The sequence below is a fragment of the Chitinophaga sp. CF118 genome (assembly GCF_900112615.1).
Taxonomy (GTDB): Bacteria; Bacteroidota; Bacteroidia; order Chitinophagales; family Chitinophagaceae; genus Chitinophaga.
Window position 1 is genome coordinate 494,919 of sequence record NZ_FOMK01000001.1, and the last position, 19,571, is coordinate 514,489.

General features: G+C 41.6%; 17 protein-coding genes. 11 read left to right on the forward strand and 6 right to left on the reverse strand.

The annotated features are described in order from the left end of the window. Nucleotides 1-239 precede the first annotated feature (239 nt). Nucleotides 240-1,673, reverse strand: a complete 1,434-nt coding sequence (locus BM176_RS01875) for an AAA family ATPase (RefSeq protein ID WP_090098996.1) — start codon at nucleotides 1,671-1,673, stop codon at nucleotides 240-242. A 101-nt stretch (nucleotides 1,674-1,774) separates the two neighbouring features. Between BM176_RS01875 and BM176_RS01880 the strand changes: the two genes are divergently transcribed. Then, nucleotides 1,775-1,930 (forward strand): SDR family oxidoreductase, encoded by a 156-nt coding sequence (locus BM176_RS01880; RefSeq protein ID WP_090098998.1) that lies wholly within the window; start codon nucleotides 1,775-1,777, stop codon nucleotides 1,928-1,930. A 160-nt stretch (nucleotides 1,931-2,090) separates the two neighbouring features. Here the strand turns inward: BM176_RS01880 and BM176_RS01885 are convergent, their stop codons facing one another. From BM176_RS01885 to BM176_RS01900, 4 genes are all read right to left on the reverse strand, one after another. Next, a complete protein-coding gene (locus BM176_RS01885) occupies nucleotides 2,091-4,601 on the reverse strand; it encodes a glycoside hydrolase family 95 protein (protein ID WP_255373406.1) in 2,511 nt (836 codons plus the stop codon). Between the two features lie 195 nt (nucleotides 4,602-4,796). Further along, entirely contained in the window at nucleotides 4,797-6,293 is a 1,497-nt protein-coding gene (locus BM176_RS01890) for a RagB/SusD family nutrient uptake outer membrane protein (protein ID WP_090099000.1), read from the reverse strand. Between the two features lie 24 nt (nucleotides 6,294-6,317). Next, complete coding sequence (locus BM176_RS01895) at nucleotides 6,318-9,398, reverse strand: SusC/RagA family TonB-linked outer membrane protein (protein WP_090099002.1); 3,081 nt, start codon at nucleotides 9,396-9,398, stop codon at nucleotides 6,318-6,320. Nucleotides 9,399-9,578: 180 nt separating this feature from the next. Further along, nucleotides 9,579-10,631 carry a LacI family DNA-binding transcriptional regulator gene (locus BM176_RS01900; protein WP_090101537.1) on the reverse strand — a complete coding sequence of 351 codons (1,053 nt, stop codon included), beginning with the start codon at nucleotides 10,629-10,631 and terminating at the stop codon, nucleotides 9,579-9,581. Between the two features lie 242 nt (nucleotides 10,632-10,873). Here BM176_RS01900 and BM176_RS01905 point away from each other — a divergent pair, with 242 nt between their 5' ends. The 6 genes from BM176_RS01905 to BM176_RS01930 all read left to right on the forward strand — a co-directional run bounded on the left by BM176_RS01905 (nucleotide 10,874) and on the right by BM176_RS01930 (nucleotide 13,775). Beyond that, nucleotides 10,874-11,434, forward strand: a complete 561-nt coding sequence (locus tag BM176_RS01905) for a Crp/Fnr family transcriptional regulator (protein WP_090099004.1) — start codon at nucleotides 10,874-10,876, stop codon at nucleotides 11,432-11,434. A gap of 90 nt (nucleotides 11,435-11,524) precedes the next feature. Further along, complete coding sequence (locus BM176_RS01910; protein WP_090099005.1) at nucleotides 11,525-11,806, forward strand: hypothetical protein; 282 nt, start codon at nucleotides 11,525-11,527, stop codon at nucleotides 11,804-11,806. Between the two features lie 62 nt (nucleotides 11,807-11,868). Then, nucleotides 11,869-12,603 (forward strand): adenylate/guanylate cyclase domain-containing protein, encoded by a 735-nt coding sequence (locus BM176_RS01915; RefSeq protein ID WP_090099007.1) that lies wholly within the window; start codon nucleotides 11,869-11,871, stop codon nucleotides 12,601-12,603. A gap of 114 nt (nucleotides 12,604-12,717) precedes the next feature. After that, the gene (locus BM176_RS01920; protein ID WP_143097678.1) at nucleotides 12,718-13,107 is read left to right on the forward strand and encodes a hypothetical protein; all 390 of its coding nucleotides are present in this window, start codon (nucleotides 12,718-12,720) and stop codon (nucleotides 13,105-13,107) included. A gap of 48 nt (nucleotides 13,108-13,155) precedes the next feature. Then, on the forward strand, nucleotides 13,156-13,395 hold the full coding sequence (locus BM176_RS01925; RefSeq protein ID WP_090099013.1) for a hypothetical protein: 240 nt from the start codon (nucleotides 13,156-13,158) through the stop codon (nucleotides 13,393-13,395). Nucleotides 13,396-13,562: 167 nt separating this feature from the next. Continuing rightward, entirely contained in the window at nucleotides 13,563-13,775 is a 213-nt protein-coding gene (locus BM176_RS01930) for a hypothetical protein (protein WP_090099015.1), read from the forward strand. 411 nt (nucleotides 13,776-14,186) lie between these two features. On the opposite strand, the gene BM176_RS01935 is transcribed toward BM176_RS01930, so the two are convergent. Next, complete coding sequence (locus tag BM176_RS01935; protein ID WP_090099017.1) at nucleotides 14,187-15,776, reverse strand: FAD-dependent oxidoreductase; 1,590 nt, start codon at nucleotides 15,774-15,776, stop codon at nucleotides 14,187-14,189. Between the two features lie 74 nt (nucleotides 15,777-15,850). Between BM176_RS01935 and BM176_RS01940 the strand changes: the two genes are divergently transcribed. The 4 genes from BM176_RS01940 to BM176_RS01955 all read left to right on the forward strand — a co-directional run bounded on the left by BM176_RS01940 (nucleotide 15,851) and on the right by BM176_RS01955 (nucleotide 19,450). Next, nucleotides 15,851-16,846 (forward strand): helix-turn-helix domain-containing protein, encoded by a 996-nt coding sequence (locus tag BM176_RS01940; protein ID WP_090099019.1) that lies wholly within the window; start codon nucleotides 15,851-15,853, stop codon nucleotides 16,844-16,846. A 257-nt stretch (nucleotides 16,847-17,103) separates the two neighbouring features. Further along, nucleotides 17,104-17,982, forward strand: a complete 879-nt coding sequence (locus BM176_RS01945) for a helix-turn-helix domain-containing protein (RefSeq protein ID WP_090099020.1) — start codon at nucleotides 17,104-17,106, stop codon at nucleotides 17,980-17,982. A 134-nt stretch (nucleotides 17,983-18,116) separates the two neighbouring features. Next, on the forward strand, nucleotides 18,117-18,374 hold the full coding sequence (locus tag BM176_RS01950; RefSeq protein ID WP_090099022.1) for a hypothetical protein: 258 nt from the start codon (nucleotides 18,117-18,119) through the stop codon (nucleotides 18,372-18,374). Between the two features lie 83 nt (nucleotides 18,375-18,457). Then, nucleotides 18,458-19,450: an aldo/keto reductase gene (locus BM176_RS01955; protein ID WP_218162133.1), complete on the forward strand. Its 993-nt coding sequence runs from the start codon at nucleotides 18,458-18,460 to the stop codon at nucleotides 19,448-19,450. Nucleotides 19,451-19,571 lie beyond the last annotated feature (121 nt).

Genomic DNA, 19,571 nt, shown 5'->3' on the forward strand with positions numbered 1-19,571 from the left:
TGTGGATTGATAAACGTTCTGTGCTTAATTTGTCGATATTGCATCAAAGCCCCTCCTATTCAAGATCAAGGCAACATCGACCAACCTCGAACTTTTGGCATATTATATTAACTCATTTTGGCCTAAACACCCCCTAAATCCACCCAATCCTGCATAATTTGGTTCGAGGTTCCGATACCTGGGGCCGCAAGCTTTAAAAGCCTTCAAGTCGAAAGATTTGGAGGCTTTTAGACACCCCATTAAGTTCTAAATAATGCCTCCATCGTTATCTCCTTCTGTATTAGATTAATGTAGTTGTCGTTCTTTTTTGCGCCATAAGTGGTTATAAGTGTAAAGAAAAGCGTTTTACGGGTTTTGGTTCTCTCACGGAAAGCTGTTTCTTTTTGTTTTAATACTGTAGCGTAATTTTTGGTTATAATAAATTCGGAAGAAGAAAATTTAATCTCACATAAATTGATACAATTATCTTTTCTGTCAAACAGAAGATCTATTTGTGCGCCTTGTTCGCCCTTTTTGGAAGAATAACGCCATGGAGATATTTCAGTATAAACATCCGCTATTCCTATTTCTTTTTTAATCTGCTGAGCGTGTTTAAGGCATATGCTTTCGAATGCGAGTCCACTCCAGCTCTTCCATGATGCACCTTCCAATAATCTTAGCCAAGTGCCAGCCCCCTGAGATTTGATGTTTTCGATGAATTTTATGTAAAAAAGTGAATATTCATCCGTAAGCTTATATATGCTGTCCCTGATAGTTTTATCAAAAGGTACATAAGGAGTTATAAATCCCGACTCTGACAATTCATCCAGTAATTGTGTGGTGCCTCCACCGGATGTGAGCGAGCAGGCTTCAATTATTTCATTTCTTGTAAGTCCTCCGGATTTAGCCGCCAATGCTCGGATCACCTCCATATGATATATGGCTTCTTCAAATAATGAATGGAAGAGTATTTTGAATTCATTATGCAACAAACCACTCTTTTTAAAACATGTTCTATCTAATACCTGTGCTGCACTTTCTCCGATATTCACTTCTTTAAGATATAAAGGAATACCACCCATTGCCATGTAAAGCTGCAGCAATTGATATTGATCCAGGTTTATTTTTCTACTTTTCAGATAGGTCGCAGTTTCGTAAAGATTGAAAGGTAACAGGCAAATTCTTTTTGTAACCCTGTTATGAAGTCCACCGCGGTTGTTGATTACTTTCTGAATCATCCAGGAAGCAGCAGATCCGCAAATTACCACAACCAGATTTTTTTGCCGGGAAGCCCACATATTCCAGAAATATTCAAATGCCTGGATAAACCCTGATCGTGGTGTTTGTATCCATGGGAATTCATCAAAAAACAAAACCTTCTTTTGTTTTTTGATAAGAGGATCTAAATACTTTTCCAGCATGTTAAAAGCTTGCCTCCAACTAACCGGGTTTTCTATAGCCAAACTTTTCATAGAAAGTGTAAGCGCCTGGCCAAAATTAGCCAGTTGGTCGCTCAGACTCGCATTATGGACGCCAGAAAATTCAAAAATTATCTGCTTTTCAAAAAAGTTTCTGATTAGAAATGTTTTCCCTATTCTTCGCCGACCGTATATGGCCACTAATTCAGCCTCAGTAGATTCCAATGCCCTCTGTAATATTTCTTTTTCTTCTTCTCTTCCTATAAGTTGTTCCATCGTGATATGATTTATATTTCGCCACAACTATGTAAAAATAGTGAGTTATGGCAGAATATAAAAATTTATATTTCGCCACAACTATGTAAAAATAGTAAGTTATGGCAGGATATAATACTGGCTGTAAACCCAATATCATTGATTGGGCCGATCGTCCGGACAAAATCGCATCTGCCGTTATATGGCTTTGCAGTTCTGCAGCAAGTTTTGTGATTGGTGCTGCAATACCGGTAGACGGTGGCTTCACTGCTCACTAAGTATAAACTAGAATATGACAAATCCATTCACCTGATCATAGATTTTTTTATAGTTATACTATCAAACATGCTTCCTCAACTACCCGACAATCTCTATCGAATTTTATTAGCTATTGGCATCTTTCTTATTGGCTATTCGTTTTACAAAGAGCAATGTTACTTATTGCGTTGCTTCCCTTATGAAATATTGGCCACCTTTCCGGGTAGGAAACGTAAGGGTATAACTCCCTGCTTCCTTTGCCAGCTGCCCTTTAATACCTTGTACCTCCAAGGGCTGGAATGACCTCAGTATACATGTATCTCCATTCAACGATTTTATACTGGCAGATGTCAAACGGTTATTTCGCCAATGAAGATCCAGCTCAAACCCACCTCTTGCCCGCAAGCCTGTAATATCACCACTTTTCCACGCAGAGGGTAATGCAGGCAGAAGATTTATAAATCCTTCGTGGCTCTGCACCAGCATTTCAGCCATACCAGCAGTGCCGGCAAAATTGCCATCAATCTGAAAGGGGGGGTGCGCATCGAAAAGGTTGGGATAAGTACCTCCTCCATTATGCATTTCGATCTCATCTGTATTGGTATATTGTAACAACTGGCGGATTAAATGATAGGCATGATCGCCATCATGCAAGCGAGCCCACCAGTTGATCTTCCATCCACGGCTCCAACCTGTACCGCCATCACCGCGTATCTCCAATGTCTTTTTGGCCGCTTCAAAAAAATCGGGGCTGTTTCCGGCAGTGATTTGCCTACCAGGATACAGCCCGAACAGATGTGATACATGACGGTGCTGCATATCTGTTTCAACAAATTCCTTATTCCATTCCAGCAGCTGCCCGTTGCTACCTTTCTGCATAGGAAACAGCCTGGCTCTTTTCGCCAGCACCGAGTCACGGAAAGGCCTATCCGTGCCAAGCGCCTTTGCAGCCTCGGCAACATTAGTAAATAGATCCCAGATGATAGCCATGTCCATTGTACTGGCCACAGAAACAGCCTGCTCTTTGCCGCTGCTATCCCTAAACTTATTCTCAGGTGATACTGAGGGGGCAGTGACCAGATGCCCCTGGCCGTCTTCCACGAGCCAGTCAAACATGAACTGTGTAGCTGACTTCATCAACGGATATGCAGTATCGGCAAGAAATGCCTTGTTTCGATTAAAAGCGTAGTGTTCCCACAGGTGTTGGCTTAGCCAAGCCCCTCCCATGGGCCAGTTAGCCCATACCGGGTCACCCTGGCCATAGTCACCCACGGGATTGGCAAGCGCCCATATATCTGAGTTATGATTAGCTGTCCAGCCTCGTACATTGAAGAATTCTTTTGCTACACGTGAACCGGTTACCGAGAGTCCTTTAAGGAAGCTGAGTAACGGCAGATGCATTTCGGAAAGGTTGGTAGCTTCTGCCGGCCAATAGTTCATCTGTGTATTGATGTTGATAGTATAATTGGAACTCCAGGGAGCTCTGAGTTCTTTGTTCCAGATGCCCTGCAGGTTGGCTGGTGGTCCACCGGAGCGACTGGATGAGATGAGCAGGTAACGCCCGAACTGGAAATAGAGTGTTTCTATAAAGGGATCGTAGCCCCCTTTCGAATATTCCTGTAGACGGCTGTTAGTAGGCAACTTTGCCTGGGGATTCTGATTACCCAGACTATCGGCAACCTGGAATGTTACCCTATTGAAATAGTGCTGATAATCGGATAGATGCTGCCGGAGTAATCGGGCATAACCTATCTTCACAGCATTATCCAGATAACCTTTTGCCATGGCCTTTTCATCCCGACCGTCACTGTCGGGGCACTTATCAAAACCATTGAAGCTGGTGGCTGCAGTTACAAAAATAAGCGCTTCATCTGCCCCGGAAACCGAAATGCCTGTACTATCTGTTAATACATTACCACCATTGGTTATCACCTTCACGCGCATCTGGAAGCGCATCCCGTTACATCCAGTGGTGTCTTCATAAATGATATGTTGCCTGTCTGCAGGATTATAATAACTTGGATCCACCTGCGTCGGCGCTTTGCCATTCAAGCACAATTCGGCTGTTCCTCCTCTTATCAGGGAAAAGCGGAGCTGACTTCTGGCAGCAGTTTTAAAACTAAGTTTGCCCGTCTTGCCGGCAGTAAGCCTCACTACCATTACGTTTGACGGTGCGTTAATAAATACTTCACGGGTATAATTTATACCATTCACTTTAAAGCGGGTAATAGCTGTAGCCTTTGAGATATCAAGTTCCCTATAGTAATCCGAAACTTCGTTATTGCCGTAGTTCTGCTTAATCACCAGGTCTGCCAATGGCATATAGGATTGCGTATATGGTCCCTGTATTTTGCGGGTCAGCGAATCGGCCTTACTATAGTCGCTTTCCTCTAGTAATGCTTTGCGGATGGCAGGCAAACAACTGGCAACTCCCGGATTAAGCACTTTCTTCATGGGACCACCGCTGTACAAGGTACTTTCATTCAATTGCAACAGCTCTTCTTCAACTCCACCAAATATCATTGCACCGATTTTCCCATTGCCCACCGGTAAAGCTTCCACCCATTGTGTGGCGGGTTTATTGTACCACAGCTTAAGTGGTGGCTGCTGTGCAAATACTTTACTGCAAAACATGCAGGTAACTAACAGCAGCCTGACACTGATATTAAAGTGAATTTTAAATACCATCATATATTTTACATGTTACAATCGATAACTTTTTTCTATCATAATAATAAATTACCACACCTTAATTGCAGTAGCTAAAGGCAGTTTGAGGACAACTCATGAGAGCTGCCCCCAATGGACTGATTCATTAACCCTTGCTAAACATTAAAACAGCATATGTCAGAAAACCCAATTTAGTTCAGTATTCATTCAGGACACTCAATATTCCGGATTCTGGATCATATCCGGTTGATTGCGGTCGATTTCTGTCTGTGGTATGGGCCAGAATTCATACTTATCATCATATTGTGTTTTTATATTCGGGAAAAGCGGGTTTTGTACAAAGCCGTTGAGCTTTAGTTTGGCAATCCCCCATCTGCGTAAGTCGTGATAGCGAAGCCCTTCCATAGCAAATTCCACCCTTCTTTCATGCCAGATACGATCTCTCATCTGGGCTTGGGAAAGACCTTGTGACAAAGCCGGCATGTTTATTCCCTGTCTTCCACGTACCTCATTGATCTGCTGATAAACAGTTGCATCGGGACCTGCTGCTTCATTCTGTGCTTCCGCATACATAAGTTTTACATCGGCATACCTCAACAGTACAAAATCATTATCATCCAGCGTGCCATAATCAGGGTTTACCAGGCTCGGAGTAAGCCATTTTTTCACACAATAATAACCGGGTATCCAACTATCCTTTCCAGGTGTTGCCACGAGTAAATCGCCAGTAAATGGCCATCCCTGCGCCTGGGTATCTCCTGAGAAGAAAAAAGTCATCGTTTTTCTGGGATCGCCGGGTTCATACTCATTGATGAGATCCTGGGTCCCGAGTTCCCCTTTCCAGCGCTGTACGTGAACAGCCAGTGCAACATCCTGGTGCTGAATGTTAGGCAGCTGATACTTTACTGAAAACATGATTTCAGGACTGGAATTCTGATCTGGTTTATAAAAATTGGAAGGATAATTTGGATTAAGCGAAAATTTACCTCCATCTATTATGGCTTTGGCAAGAGCTGCTGCATCGCTCCATTTCTGCTGAAGCATCAATGCTCTGAGTTTGTAACCCATGGCGGTGGCTTTAACAGCATGCCCGTCACCATAAGTCTTATCAGGCAGGCCCACTATCGCAGAATCAAGATCCGATTCCACCAGCTTCAACACATCGGCTTTAGAAGATTTGGCCTTAGTGGATCTGAAGTTCACAGAAAAAGGATCATCTGTCGTAATAGGAACATTGCCGTATAACTGGGCCAGCCATAAATAGTTGAATCCTCTTAAAAAATAAGCTTCCGCTTTATACTGTTGCAGTTTCTGACCGGTCAGCACTTTATCTACATTGGCCAGAAAGGAATTAGTGGCAGCGATAGCCGTGAAGCAGTTGGCATAATATGAATAAACAAAATCCCCTGACTGAGGTGTAATACCAGCGGTAAGAGCGGTTGTACCTCCACCATAGTTGTATTGCCCGTATGAATCGTCACTAAAGTTATCCCAGGCCATGACAGTGTACTGCGAAGTAGCATATCCACCAGAACTCGCATAAAGATAGTTGTAAAGGCCGGTCAGTGCGAGGTCCGCATCGGACTCATTTTTCCAGAACACGGTCGTGGACAGCGATGATGGCGATGTACGATCCAGAAAATTTTTACTACAGGATGTAAGACCTGCCGCAAGCGTGATAAAAACTGATATATTGAAAAGGCACTTTTTCATATGTTCATAATTGAAGGAGGTTAGTTAAAATTGTACGGATGTCCCGAACGTGAATACTTTATTCTGCGGATAACCAACATACGTTCCGCTTACTGATGCACGTTCCGGATCAAGACCAGGAAATTTACTGACAGTGAATACATTATCTGCAGTAAAATAGAACCTTGCTACCTTCAAACCGATCTGTTTAAGCAGGTGTGCCGGTATAGTATATCCAAGCTGTATATTCTTTAATCTGAAAAATGAAGCATCTTTCAAAAAATAGGTCGAAGGGTAGTTCTGAACCGCAGGATAGCTATCAGCTACGTAGATCTTAGGCATCGTATTGGAGGGATTGGTTGGCGTCCAACGGTTCAACCAGTCAGTAGTAGGTACGGATCCCTGCCTGAAGGGTTCAATTCCCCAACCATTCACATAAATCTTCTGTCCCTGTGATCCAAAGAATTGAGCACTCAGATCAAATCCTTTATAACCTGCGCTAAGATTAATAGCGTACTGGTAAGAGGGATAACGGCCACTGACATAGGTACGGTCACTGGCATCTATCTTGTTATCGCCGTTTACATCTTTAATTTTCAGGTCGCCAGGCGTTGGTGTAACAGGTTGTACAGGTGACTTATTGATTTCATCCTGGCTCTGGAAAATGCCATCCCACTTGTACACATAAAACTCGTCCAGGGGGTGTCCTTCCTGCCGGATTGAGTTATTGCCTATCTCTGTCTTACCATAGTGTTCCAGATTGTTTTTATATCGCTGAATATTGCCTCCAATGCTCCATGAAAAAGATTTGCCGATCATGTCTTTGTACAATGCACTAATCTCAATCCCTTTGTTTCTTAATGCACCATCATTAATGGTGGGGGCATTTAAACCAAGCCAGAGAGGCACCTGGGATGAGCGCAGGATGTCGAAGGTATATTTATTGAACCAGTCGGCCGTGAGGCTTAACCTATTGTTCAATACTGTCAGGTCAAGGCCAAAATCAAGTACCCGGGTGGTTTCCCATCTAAGAGAAGGATCTACCAGTGTACTGGATGCAAAGCCGGGAAGTACTGTACCGCCGAAAGCATAACTTCTGTTATCCAACGTTGGCTGATATGGGTAATTACCAATATTCTGGTTTCCAAGCTGTCCCCAGGACCCACGCAGTTTCAAATCGTTCAGCCAGGACGCTTTTTCCAGGAAAGCTTCTTTTGAGATGCGCCAGCCACCGGAAAAGGAATAGAACAGTCCCCATCTGGTATTGCTGGGTAACCGGGAAGTACCGTCATATCTTATGCTACCGCCCAGTAAATATTTGTCCTGGTAATCATAATTGGCTGTGCCGTAGTATGAACGGATAGCCCAGTCAGAGGATGTGCCGTTATTACTTTGCCCATTGGTTGGTCCTGCATCGAGTTCTCTCAGTACATTGGTCGGGAATTGCATACGTGAAGCATTAAGATTACTGCTGTTATTATATTCCTGTTGATATCCTCCAAGGGCTGAAACACTGTGATCACCGAATTGTCTTTTAAAATTCAACTGGGTATAATAAACTGTATAAAAGTTATCTGTTCTGCCAACGTTCAGACCTGGTGCTCCAACGTCCAATATGCCGGCCGAACTCATATCGTTGTAATAATATGTTTGTACAACCGGCCTGAAGTCGTTAAACTTATAGGAATCATAATTCATCCCAGCCCGGTTCTCCCATTTTAAACCGTCAATAATGTCAATATCGAGGGAAAGATTACCCTGCGTATAATAATCTTTATAACGAATACGGACATCTTCATCTACGATTGCAACGGTATTCTTATTTCCCAATTCATTGGGATAGGCTCTTTTGATCCATCGTCCGTCCGCACTTTTGGGAGGGTACAAGGGCGACTGGGCAAGGGTTGACAGGAACATATCGGTGCTACCGTTTTCCGGTGCTTTTCTATCGCTATATCGCATCTGGATATTGGTGCCGATCGTAACCCGTTTATTGACTTTTGAAGAAAGACCAAAATCAATGGTGTATTTCTTTTCTTCAAAGCCAATCATAATTCCGTTTTGGTTTGACAAACCTAGTCCGAGGCTATAAGTTGTGTTGTCTCGTCCACCATTGGCATTCAGATAATGATTTTGTGTGGTAGTGGTTTTGAATACATCTTTCAGCCAGTTATGATTCGGATATTTTACCCTGTCAGTTGCATTACGATAGAGATCGATCTGTGATTGTGTATACAGAGGTTGTAGCCCGGAATTTAATCTTGCTTCGTTGGATAACTCCATGAACTGGGCAGAATTGGTAATAACATCAGGTAATGCAGTAGCAGACTGAATGCCTATGTTATAATTATAGCTGATGTTGAAACCGCCACCTTTCCCTTTCTTTGTCTTTACCACAATAACGCCGTTGGCACCCCGTGAACCATAGATTGCTGCGGATGCAGCATCTTTCAGGACTGTGATGGATTCAATATCATTGGGATTCAGGATATTGAGGCTTCCAGGCAGACCGTCAACAATGACCAATGGATCATTGCCGGCACCACTAAACGTGCCTATTCCCCGAATGCGAAGCTGAACACCTTCATTGCCGGGCTCCCCTGAGTTTTGTACCACCTGCAATCCGGGTAACTGACCCTGCAGCAGAGTAGCCGGATTGGACGCAACTCTTTTATTCAGATCTTCGCCAGATACAGTGACAACAGCGCTGGTAATTTTTCTTTTACTTTGCGTATTATACCCCACAACAACTACCTGATTAAGTTCCGCCGTCTGAGATTGTAGTATTACATTGATCTGACTTTGTCCTGCCACCTTAATTGTTTGCGGAAGAAAACCCACTGAGCTGAAAGTAATAAAAGCATCATCGTTTGCAGATACGGTAAACTCTCCTTTAGCGTTGGAAGTAGTTACAAATACAGGTTTGTTAACGTTGACAGTTACATTTTCCAAAGGATCTCCTGTTGCGGATACGATCTTCCCTGAAATTTTCTTAAGGGGAGAAGTTTGTATTTGTGCAAATACATAGTTAAGAGATAAGGAAAACAGAAAAGCGGTAAGCGTGAATGATCGGGTGAGCAGTTGTGCCACTCCCCTTAGCGACAGTAGATTTGGTTTTGATAACATGACAGTTTTTTTAAACGTGGTTGCAATATTGTAGGTCCCTAACTATATTAAAGATATAGTTTTTCAATCGATTTAATAAAACTTACAAAGAAAAGCCACAAATAATAATTCTATCGATTTAAAAAAGTTGAAATTCAAACCGTTTAAAAATATTAATATTTTATATTTGACCGGGGAAGGCTACATTTTGGGGATAGGAGAACCTTTTTTTGAACGGTCAGAGCTCTGATTGGTGATCAGGCTACATTTTACGATCTCTGTTTTGTAGTTTTTGGTGATTACCTCTTTGTTGTGCAGATTTGAGAAATAGAGTTGGGCAGAAAGTGCACCCAGTTCCATACTTTTTTGATCAACTGTAGAAAGAGTGGGAGTCAGATACTGGGTGAACTCTTCATTCTGGAATCCGAAAATTCCCAGTTTTTCCGGCACAGCAATATTTAAATCTTTGGCCGCCTGCATTACTCCCAACGCTGCAAAGTCAGAGGCTGTAAAAAAAGCGTCAGGGGGATTGGGACTATTAAGCAGTTCCAATGCAATCTTTCTCGATTCTTCTCTTTTTAATGAAATGTTGCAGGTATACTCATAGGGAATAGAGATCTGGGCTTCCCGGATCATGTCAATAAACCCTTGTTTTCTTTCTATATAAATTTTCAGATGCTCAGGCCCTCCTATGTACGCTATTTTTTGATACCCCTGGTCCAGTAAATGCTTTACAGCCCTTCCTGCTGCTTCCCGATTGTCATTCTTGACAATAAAACTTAGTATTGATTCGTCATAGCGGTCAAATTGGATCAGCGCAATACCATTGGCAAGCACGTCCTGTAAATGGTTGCCGTTTTTCGTTTCGAGAGAAAGAGAAATGATTATACAATCCACATTCTGTCTAATCAAAGTCTCTACTGCCTCAACTTCTTTTTTATAGGATTCCTGTGTCTGACAGATAATCAGGTGATGTCCATTTTGAGAACAGACCTCCTCTATTCCCGCTATAGCGTTTGAAAAGAAACTCTCATTAATCTTGGGAACTACCACTCCGCATATCTTTGAATAGTTTGTCCTGAGGTTGGCGGCAAAGGAATTATGACGATACTTCAATTCTGCGGCCTTCTTTTTCACCTTATCTATCATCTCCTGATTAATGGTTGGATGTTCATTTAGTGCCTTAGAAACATAGGTTGCGTGAATATTCAATGCTTTGGCGATATCGTATATAGTTGTTCTCTTCTGCTTCATAAAAGGCCATTTAGTGTAAAATTCAACATTTTCAACAAAATTGTTAATATTATTTTGCAATATACTTATGAAATATGAACAAATATGTCGATATTGAAATCGATTGAATTCTTTTTTTTATCTTTTCCGAACTTCTAATTATTAATTAATACGCTACATAATCAACGTGATAATCAAAGTGAAAGAACGTTGATTAGTTGATTATGGGAATCAAATGATTTAATTTTCAGATAAATTGAACAATGGAATTCCTTGAATATATTACTTCAAAAGTAAGCCTCAGTGAAGAGGAGTGTCTTGAAATCAATAATGCTTTTGAGACAGAAACTTATGTAAAGGGGACCCTCCTGATAAAGCCGGGCAGTTATTCGCGCAAGGTCTTTTATACCGAAAGAGGATTGGTTAGGACTTTTTACCATAAAGAAGACAAGGACATCACGCAATTCTTTTTTTATGAAGGTACCTTTACAGCAGCAGTTGACAGCATTTTTTACCAGAAGCCGGAAGCTTACGGCTGGGAAACGCTGGAACAAACTACGGTCAGGGGGATTGTCTATGAAGACCTGCAGGCTCTCTGTGACAGGATACCCGCGTTGCAAAAGTTACTTTTTCTTGTTGCCATAGATATACTCAACATGTTTGCACTAAAACTGGAATCAATCCAGTTCCAGACAGCAGAACAACGCTACATTACAATGACGGAAATGTACCCCAGTATCTTACTCAGGGCTCCGCTTGGCCATATTGCCTCCTACCTGGGAATAACACAACAAACCCTTAGTGTAATAAGAGGCAGAAGATAAAGTTTGAGCCGGGTTTCCTTTTTAATCCAGATTAAAAAACTTTCCCCCTATAATTATTTTCTTCGCGTCCCGGAATTAATAACTACATAAATGAACAGATATTCCAGGAAAATGAACCGGGTCTATGTAATAGCCCTTATAGTAGCCTATGTTGCGGGCATGGCCGCCTTCGCATTTTTGAAATTGCTTGGATTAAAAGAGCTGAATGAGGTAAATACTGATGCGCAGGAATTCCTGCTGCCATTATCTACCTGTATGGGATTTATTATAGCCTTGGGCATAGCGCTGTTCGAGTTGAAGGTCTTTAGTAAATGGGAAAACTATTCTATTGTACGGTTTGTTATCTGTAAGTATGCCGTTATATTTTGCTGATAACAACAGGTTGTATATTGGTCTATATATGTTTTCTGTTGTTTGTAGAAAAGTTGCCATTAATGATCGCTTTACATACGATCCCGGATTTCCTTGAAACAGAGATTTTCCTTTCTGTGCTGCTTTACCTCCTGTTGTTCAGCATTCTGCTTAACATGTTCATAACGGTATATGAGTACCTTGGCGCACAGGCTATTGTGGGGGCACTGTCAGGCAGATACAGTAAGCCGGCTGAAGAAGATCTTACTTTTCTTTTCATAGACCTGCGTTCTTCCACTACTCTGGCAGAAAGGATGGGACATATTCAGTATAGCCTTTTCATTGAGAATAGTTTTCAGATACTCACAGACAGCATATATAAGTATAATGCAACTATATACCAGTTTGTAGGCGATGAAGCGGTATTACTATGGCCCTCAAAAAATGCCCGGAAAACGCTTGCTCCCATTCATTTTTATTTTGATTTTATAGAGCAATTGCAGCGGAACGGGCCCCGCTTTATAACTGAGTTTGGAGAAGTGCCTCATTTTAAAGCTGCTATTCATAGCGGCCTTGTTACCGTAACAGAAATACGTACTGTAAAGAAAGATATTGTGTATCACGGCGATGTACTGAACACCTGTGCCCGAATTATGGGGCAATGTAGCTCACTGAATAAAGATATACTGATCTCTTCTGTGGTGGCCAGCTGGCTCCAGGATACGCATGGGTTTAAGGCCAATCTTACAATAGAGCTACCGTTAAGAGGGAAAGTGGAACTAACTGCGATATATGAGCTCACCCCCGTATTTTTTTAATCTGGATTAAAAAACTTTTCAAATATTTATCATCATAGTATTGATCCTTTCTTTTTAATCTGGATTAAAAATCCTCTCAGTTATTGTTCCGTCCTTTGCATTGAAAATTAAGAAATGATGAATGCTCATTTGATATTTCTTGCAGACGAAATCGGCATGGCTTCTGTGTTCCCGCAGCTTAGAGATAAGCTGGCGGGTGATCCGAATATAATGATAACACTGTTGTACTACCTGCATAAGGATAATTTCCTCTTTCAGAAAGAACTTGATATACTGGAAAAGCATTTCCCTGTCAGGCTTTATGTGTGCTATGAAGTTTTTGATACCGGTGCTACCGTTGTTTTAAACCAGGGAAGCATAGAAGCTGTGATCAATGCCAATACACATACTGTAATAAATTGCATTGTTTCTGCCAGCCAGTCATTTACAGAGAATGCCATTAACCTGCTCAGATTTCTTGGTATAGAAGATATAACCATCCAGGAACAATTCTTCTCTTATTAGTTGCACATATAATCTCACATTAAATCAATTTTTAAAATTATACTTTTTATGAAGTATCGTATCCTCCTGTCTCTTATCGTACCGTTGGCCAGGGTGGCTGAGGAGAAACAAAATGTACTTAAACAGAACATCCAGATCCAGGATTATAAGAGTGAACTGTTGAACGTTACCAATATCAATGCAGGAGACATTAATGTTGAACCTATTAATGCATCCATTGAGCCGCTTACAACATTAGATGCTTATCATTCCAATATCACCGCCAACGCTGAAACTACAGCAGGATAAACAGGTTTCCGGTCTTGATGCAAAAACGGATATGGCAGAAGTAAAGGCTTACCTGGCAAAAGCGGAGGCAGATTATTATGCAGCACGGTTATCCTACATGTTAGCTGTAGCTGAATTAAAAAACCAGGCCGGACAGTGATCCTTATTCTTTAAACAAATTCAACAGAATGGAAATCCTCATTTTCAAAACGACGGTAATGAACAGTGATGATGTCATGGTTCTAGCAGATGGACTTACTCACTTAGTGGGAAAGAATAACTGGACTATTGATATTGAAGATTGTGACAAGGTATTGCGTTTACAGGCTAAGATTGATATAACAACGCAACTGGAACACCTTCTTGCTAAACACGGGTTCTATTGTGAAACTTTAAAATAAACTATTGAAACAAGGAGGTAAGTGGGGGGTGTCTGGTACAATAGTTTATAAATAGGTCATCGCTAAGACTTAGGTTGGTCATCCGTTGTTCGCTGTTCTAAGCGTCGAAAGGATGACCAACCTATGGCTTACCTATGTTTTTTGAATGCTCTACTCTCAGAGACTCCCCGGAGCTATTAGCAACTCAGGCATACCGGGCTACAGTTTATTTCAATAACGCAACAATGCGATTAATATAAATCACACAAAATAAAAGCAATCGTAGGCATCCATATATCCTATAGTAAACACTTGAACACAATAGGCACTATACAGCATTATATAAAATAAAAAACCGCTTCAAGTATTTTTGAGACGGCTTCTTTTCATTAATGCCTGTTTTACCCGACCTGGTACATGTGACTATAAACTTCAGGCACCTAAAATGGATTCCATTACGCTCAACAAATTGTTTGATGTTAGTTTTGCTGCAACAAAATCATCGGGTCTGATTAATAAAGCTTCATTATTTGTTGTATTGGTAAGTGCCATCCATTCGTCCAAAATATTATTATCATCTAATATTACCAATTGGATGTTAATGTTTAGCAGCTGGTTTACTTTATCACAAGCTGTCTGCCAACCATTGCTATCATTGACTACCAATGTAAATTTACCTTTAACCCAGTCAATCGATGATACATTATGAGATTCGTCGAGCCATAAATGTGGAATGCGTGTTCCTGGCTCCCCCGTAAAATAAGTAAAGGGCAGGTTAGCTTCTCTTTTTACTGCTGAGGACAAATAACCATAATTAGGCAAACCTAACAGATCCTTCCCTTTGGTAATCATTAACTTATCGTTTATTAGCCCATTTTTGCCTGCTAGTTCGCCCGAAATAGTAGCATAATAAGCTCCTATGGGTTGACGTTCCGTATTGTAAGTGCTCAATAAAGTATCGCTTGCGTGGTGTTTCAAAACCGCTGCCAGTTTCCAGACTAAATTCTGTACATCTTGTATGCCCGTGTTTGCCCCCTTGCCTGCATAAGGTGTCATTGTATGTGCCGCATCTCCTGCAAGAAAGATTCTATTGACACGCAGTTGGTCTGCAATTTTTACTGTCAGTTGCCATGGCAGAACTTTAAGGATAGAAATTTTCAGATCTGGAATACCCAAAATCTGTTGAAGGATTGCAATCAATTTTTCATCCGGATAATCGGTTATTGTTTCACCATTTTCAGGATGAAAACGCAAATGAAATGCCCACTTGTCCTTATTGTTAATAGTTAAAAGGAAACCTGTTATTTCTGGCGTATCAATCAAAAACTGGCTAAACTCCCGTCCTTTTACTAAAAACTCTAAATCAGCTTCAAAATAAATATTCAGCAAATCGGTCCATGAACCGTTTCCTGATATCGGTATCTCCAACATTGTTCTCACTATGCTATTAGCCCCATCTGCTGCAATCATATAGTCTGCTTTGATAGTATAGCGCTCTTCAGTCATTCTGTTTTTAACCAAAACCCCTACTTCGTTTTCACGCTGTTCAAAAGATAACATCTGGTGGTAAAAATGAAGATCTAAACCTTTCTTTCGAACAGCTTCATACATAATGGCTTCGCTGATATCCTGTGTACAACGGCAGAGGCTTTCCGGAGATTTTTCAGCCAAGGCTTTCATTTCTTTTTGAACTGCAATTAACTGAGCCGGAGTGGCGATTTTTTCGCTATTTTCAGAGATGAAACTTTGTAAAGTTTTAACCAGATTGCTTCCGTGCAAAATGCCCCAGGCCGGAGCTAATGCTTTTCCTCCTTCACGCAAATCTTCACTAAGTCCAAGCCCTCTGAATAGTTCCATTGTTCTGACATCAATGGTTCTTGCTCGTGGATATATTGAAACGCCTTTGTGTTTTTCTATCAATATAAAGTCAACTCCCTGCTGCGCTAAATACAGCGCTGCAGCTATACCTGTAATGCCACCACCAAGAATGACTACCTGAGTGTGTTTAGTTTGTTGTTTCATTACGTAAAGGTATTTGACCGAAGTAAAATAAAATAGCTACTTTAGGTCTATTAATAGTCCTAATCGTTCAAGTCATGAGATCAAATTCCAGCGGCAAGAGTAAGACTTTAGATACCTCCGCAAAGACAATTAGAGGTAAAGTGCAAAATGGTGTGACACATATCCCCTCAAATATGGGCACTGGTTATATTAAGGGCTTTTTCCTCAATCCTAAATTACGACTAATAGTGAGGCAATATGAGTTGAAAGAGGATTGGGTGTTAGACAGAGGAATTGATAAAGAAGAAGAAAAATTTGTGGTGATTGCTTTTCACAATATTTATCAATCAAAAGATGATATAAAAACCCGATTGTTCCCACCATCGGCAAGTGGAAAATTATTGCCTTCAGTGCAGGTTACTACTACAGACCTCAATTATGAATTTCTTCCAGCCAACAAAAAAATTAATTCTATCGTCATTACCGTGCATGCGGATTATTTAAAGGAATTGCTGCAACCCCAAAAGGGGAATACACTTTTACAAACGATAACTTCAGGCAGTCTTCCGTTTTTATTTGAAGAATTAATTTCGCCCCAAATACAAGAATTGGCAGCTGAAATTGTCAGAACAAATCCTGCAAAAGAATTACAGCATCTTTATTACAGAATAAAAGCAGAAGAACTTATTTATCTATTGTTTTTGGAATTACTGAAACGGCAGAACATTACTTTACAAACGCTTAATGTGAGTGATATAAAAATGGTGTATGCGATAAAGGAGAAAATTCTTTCAAACATTGATACCCCTCCAGTAATTGCTGAACTTGTAAAAATTTCTGGTATGAGCGAATCTAAATTAAAACGGGTTTTTAAGCAGATTTTTGGAAACAGTATTTTCAACTACTACCAAAGCTTTAGAATGAAAGAAGCGGCATACTTAATTAAGGAAGGAAATTTGTCAGTATCTGAGGTAGGTTATGGTTTGGGTTTTTCAAACCTTAGTCATTTTACAAGATTGTTTGAAACACACATTGGTATGAAGCCAAAGAAGTATTCCTCCTATTCACATTTGCATCATGTTCAATATTAGGATCACCCAAAATTTTAGGCTGAATGTTGGCCTCCATTGCCTTCTAAGCAGGAGAAACTATGTTGCGGCTTATATACCTCATTCTGTCGTCAGAAGATTTCATATTCCCGGCTTCAGCTGATTGGTAAAAAGCATTGGTTGCATTAGTTATAACCTCATCTGGTCTTCCCATGAAGCTGGAAGGTTGACCATTAATAACCGGGAATGCAAAAGCTTACCACTTAGTATATATTCTTTGATTTTCTTAACTTTATGAAATGAATAAGCAAAGAACCACTCCTACTTCAGATTTCAATAATGAAATAAAGCTGAAAGGTTTTAAAGCATATGAGATAGATAGCAAGACGGGTAAAGGCCACGGTTATAGCCGTAAAGACTTTTATAAGATAAGCTTGAATACCGGCAAATATATCTTTCATTATGCCGACCGGAGTTTTGAAACGGATGAGACCATTTTATTCTTTGGCAATCCCCATATCCCTTATTCCTGCGAGGTTATTTCGCCGATCAACCAGGGTTATGCCAGTCTTTTTACTGAAGACTTTCTAAAGTTAAGCGAACGTTCTGAAGGCCTCCTGCAGTCACCCTTATTCAAAATTAGTGGCACACCTATTCTGTCAATAAATAAGGCGCAAAAAAAAGAGCTTGCTGCAATCTTTCAAAAAATGATTGCTGAGCAGGACACCGATTACCCTTACAAGGATGAGATTATTCGCAACTATATCAATTTGATCATTCACGAGGCGCTAAAAATGCAGCCTTCGGAAAGCTATCCGAAACAAAAGAATGCATCAGCACGCATTACAGCCGTATTTCTTGAACTGTTAGAAAGGCAGTTCCCGATTGAAAGTACCGGGAATCCACTGGAATTAAAATCAGCACAGGATTTTGCGAAGCACCTGTCAGTACACGTCAACTATCTGAATAGTTCAGTAAAGGAAACAACCGGTAAGTCCACCACCACACACATTGGGGAAAGAATTATCAGCGAAGCTAAAGCCCTGTTGCTGCACACGGATTGGAATATCGCCGAAATCGCGTATGCGCTTGGTTTTGAATATCCTACCTATTTTAACAACTTCTTCAAAAAGAAAACGGGATATATCCCCAAATCAGTAAGGATCGCCCACCTTTGATATTTATAACTATTCCTTTGTTTTCCTTTATTTCCACATTAAGCCTTTAGTGACCTTTGTATCCTGATTGAGGAACAAAAACCACAGCCAATTTGAAAGTTTGGCTGCTTAATTAAGAAATAAATAAGGAACGAATGAATCCGATAAATAACAGGCTTTTCCTGCCATTTACCTTCCCCAAGGGTATTACAGTCCGGAACAAAGTAGCGATGGCCCCTATGACCGCCTGGGCCAGCAATGAAGAGTACACCATTTCAGATGATGAGGTCAAACATTACAACACACGTGTCAGGGGCATAGGTCTTGTTATCATGCCCCCCCTGCCATTCTTCAGATATATCATGCCGGAAACAAAACTATTCCCGAGTTGGTCCCTGGTGGCAACCTGGTAAGCGCCAGCGCAGTAGAAGTAGGTCTTATGCCTTTTGTGAAAGGTGAAACCATCAATTTTTAAAATTCATTAAATACAACAACTATGAGCAATAACATCATTAAGCACATCACGCTTGGAGGACTCGACGTCTCCCGTATAGGACTTGGCGCCATGTCAATGTCCGGCTATTATAATATTGGAGCAGGCAGTGATACCGAGTCTATCCGCACCATCCACCGGGCGCTGGAGCTCGGTGTTACCCACATCGATACCGCCGAGATCTACGGTCCGTTTTCTAACGAAGAACTCGTTGGCCAGGCCATCAAGGGGCGCCGCGATCAGGTGGTGATAGCTACGAAATTCGGCCTCGTTTCACATGCTGGTGCAGGCCCCGGAGTAATCGATAGTAGCCCTGCAAACATCCGCGTGGCGGTCGAAGGCTCGTTGAAGCGGCTAGGAACCGACTACATTGACCTTTACTACCAGCACCGGGTAGACCCGAACACGCCGATTGAGGACACCGTCGGTGTGCTGGCTGATCTCGTTGCCGAGGGTAAGATCCGGTACATCGGTCTGTCTGAAGCTGGCACCGAAACCATCCGCCGCGCACATACCGTACACCCCATCGCCGCGCTTCAAACTGAGTATTCCTTGTGGAGCCGTGACCCGGAGGCTGAACTATTGCCGTTGCTGCGGGAATTAGGCATCGGTTTCGTTCCTTATTCGCCGCTCGGCCATGGCTTCCTTACCGGCGAGATCAAATCGCCTGAGCAGCTCTCTGATGACGACTGGCGCAAGACCAACCCACGCTTTACCGGGGAAAACTTCCAGCGCAACCTGCGTATCGTTGATGAAGTCAAGGTTGTTGCTTCACAGACAGGTGCGACACTGGCACAAGTGGCACTGGCCTGGCTGCTGGCGCAAGGCGACGACATAGCTCCGATTCCCGGCACCAAGCGTGTTGCCCGGGTTGAAGAAAACACCGCCGCTGATCGTGTACAGCTGAGCACAGCACAACTTGAAAGACTGAACAACCTCACACCAGCAGCTGGTGAGCGACATGACGAGGGGAACATGTCTGTTATTGACCGTTAAGTATGTCATGTTATCCTGGAAGTAAACAAAGCCTGCTGTTGCAATGCTTTGTTTACTTCCAGGAAATTAACTATTCAAATCTGCTATTGCAGGGTTTATCATAAACAATAAATAAAAGGAC

Coding starts and splice junctions, on each gene's coding strand:
- BM176_RS01910 (WP_090099005.1), top strand. CDS start 11,525: ATGAACAGATATTCCAGGAAAATGAACCGGGTCTATGTAATAGCCCTT.
- BM176_RS01875 (WP_090098996.1), bottom strand. CDS start 1,673: ATGGAACAACTTATAGGAAGAGAAGAAGAAAAAGAAATATTACAGAGG.
- BM176_RS01890 (WP_090099000.1), bottom strand. CDS start 6,293: ATGAAAAAGTGCCTTTTCAATATATCAGTTTTTATCACGCTTGCGGCA.
- BM176_RS01905 (WP_090099004.1), top strand. CDS start 10,874: ATGGAATTCCTTGAATATATTACTTCAAAAGTAAGCCTCAGTGAAGAG.
- BM176_RS01920 (WP_143097678.1), top strand. CDS start 12,718: ATGATGAATGCTCATTTGATATTTCTTGCAGACGAAATCGGCATGGCT.
- BM176_RS01885 (WP_255373406.1), bottom strand. CDS start 4,601: ATGATGGTATTTAAAATTCACTTTAATATCAGTGTCAGGCTGCTGTTA.
- BM176_RS01950 (WP_090099022.1), top strand. CDS start 18,117: ATGAATCCGATAAATAACAGGCTTTTCCTGCCATTTACCTTCCCCAAG.
- BM176_RS01955 (WP_218162133.1), top strand. CDS start 18,458: ATGAGCAATAACATCATTAAGCACATCACGCTTGGAGGACTCGACGTC.
- BM176_RS01900 (WP_090101537.1), bottom strand. CDS start 10,631: ATGAAGCAGAAGAGAACAACTATATACGATATCGCCAAAGCATTGAAT.
- BM176_RS01940 (WP_090099019.1), top strand. CDS start 15,851: ATGAGATCAAATTCCAGCGGCAAGAGTAAGACTTTAGATACCTCCGCA.
- BM176_RS01935 (WP_090099017.1), bottom strand. CDS start 15,776: ATGAAACAACAAACTAAACACACTCAGGTAGTCATTCTTGGTGGTGGC.
- BM176_RS01945 (WP_090099020.1), top strand. CDS start 17,104: ATGAATAAGCAAAGAACCACTCCTACTTCAGATTTCAATAATGAAATA.
- BM176_RS01930 (WP_090099015.1), top strand. CDS start 13,563: ATGGAAATCCTCATTTTCAAAACGACGGTAATGAACAGTGATGATGTC.
- BM176_RS01915 (WP_090099007.1), top strand. CDS start 11,869: ATGATCGCTTTACATACGATCCCGGATTTCCTTGAAACAGAGATTTTC.
- BM176_RS01880 (WP_090098998.1), top strand. CDS start 1,775: ATGGCAGGATATAATACTGGCTGTAAACCCAATATCATTGATTGGGCC.
- BM176_RS01925 (WP_090099013.1), top strand. CDS start 13,156: ATGAAGTATCGTATCCTCCTGTCTCTTATCGTACCGTTGGCCAGGGTG.
- BM176_RS01895 (WP_090099002.1), bottom strand. CDS start 9,398: ATGTTATCAAAACCAAATCTACTGTCGCTAAGGGGAGTGGCACAACTG.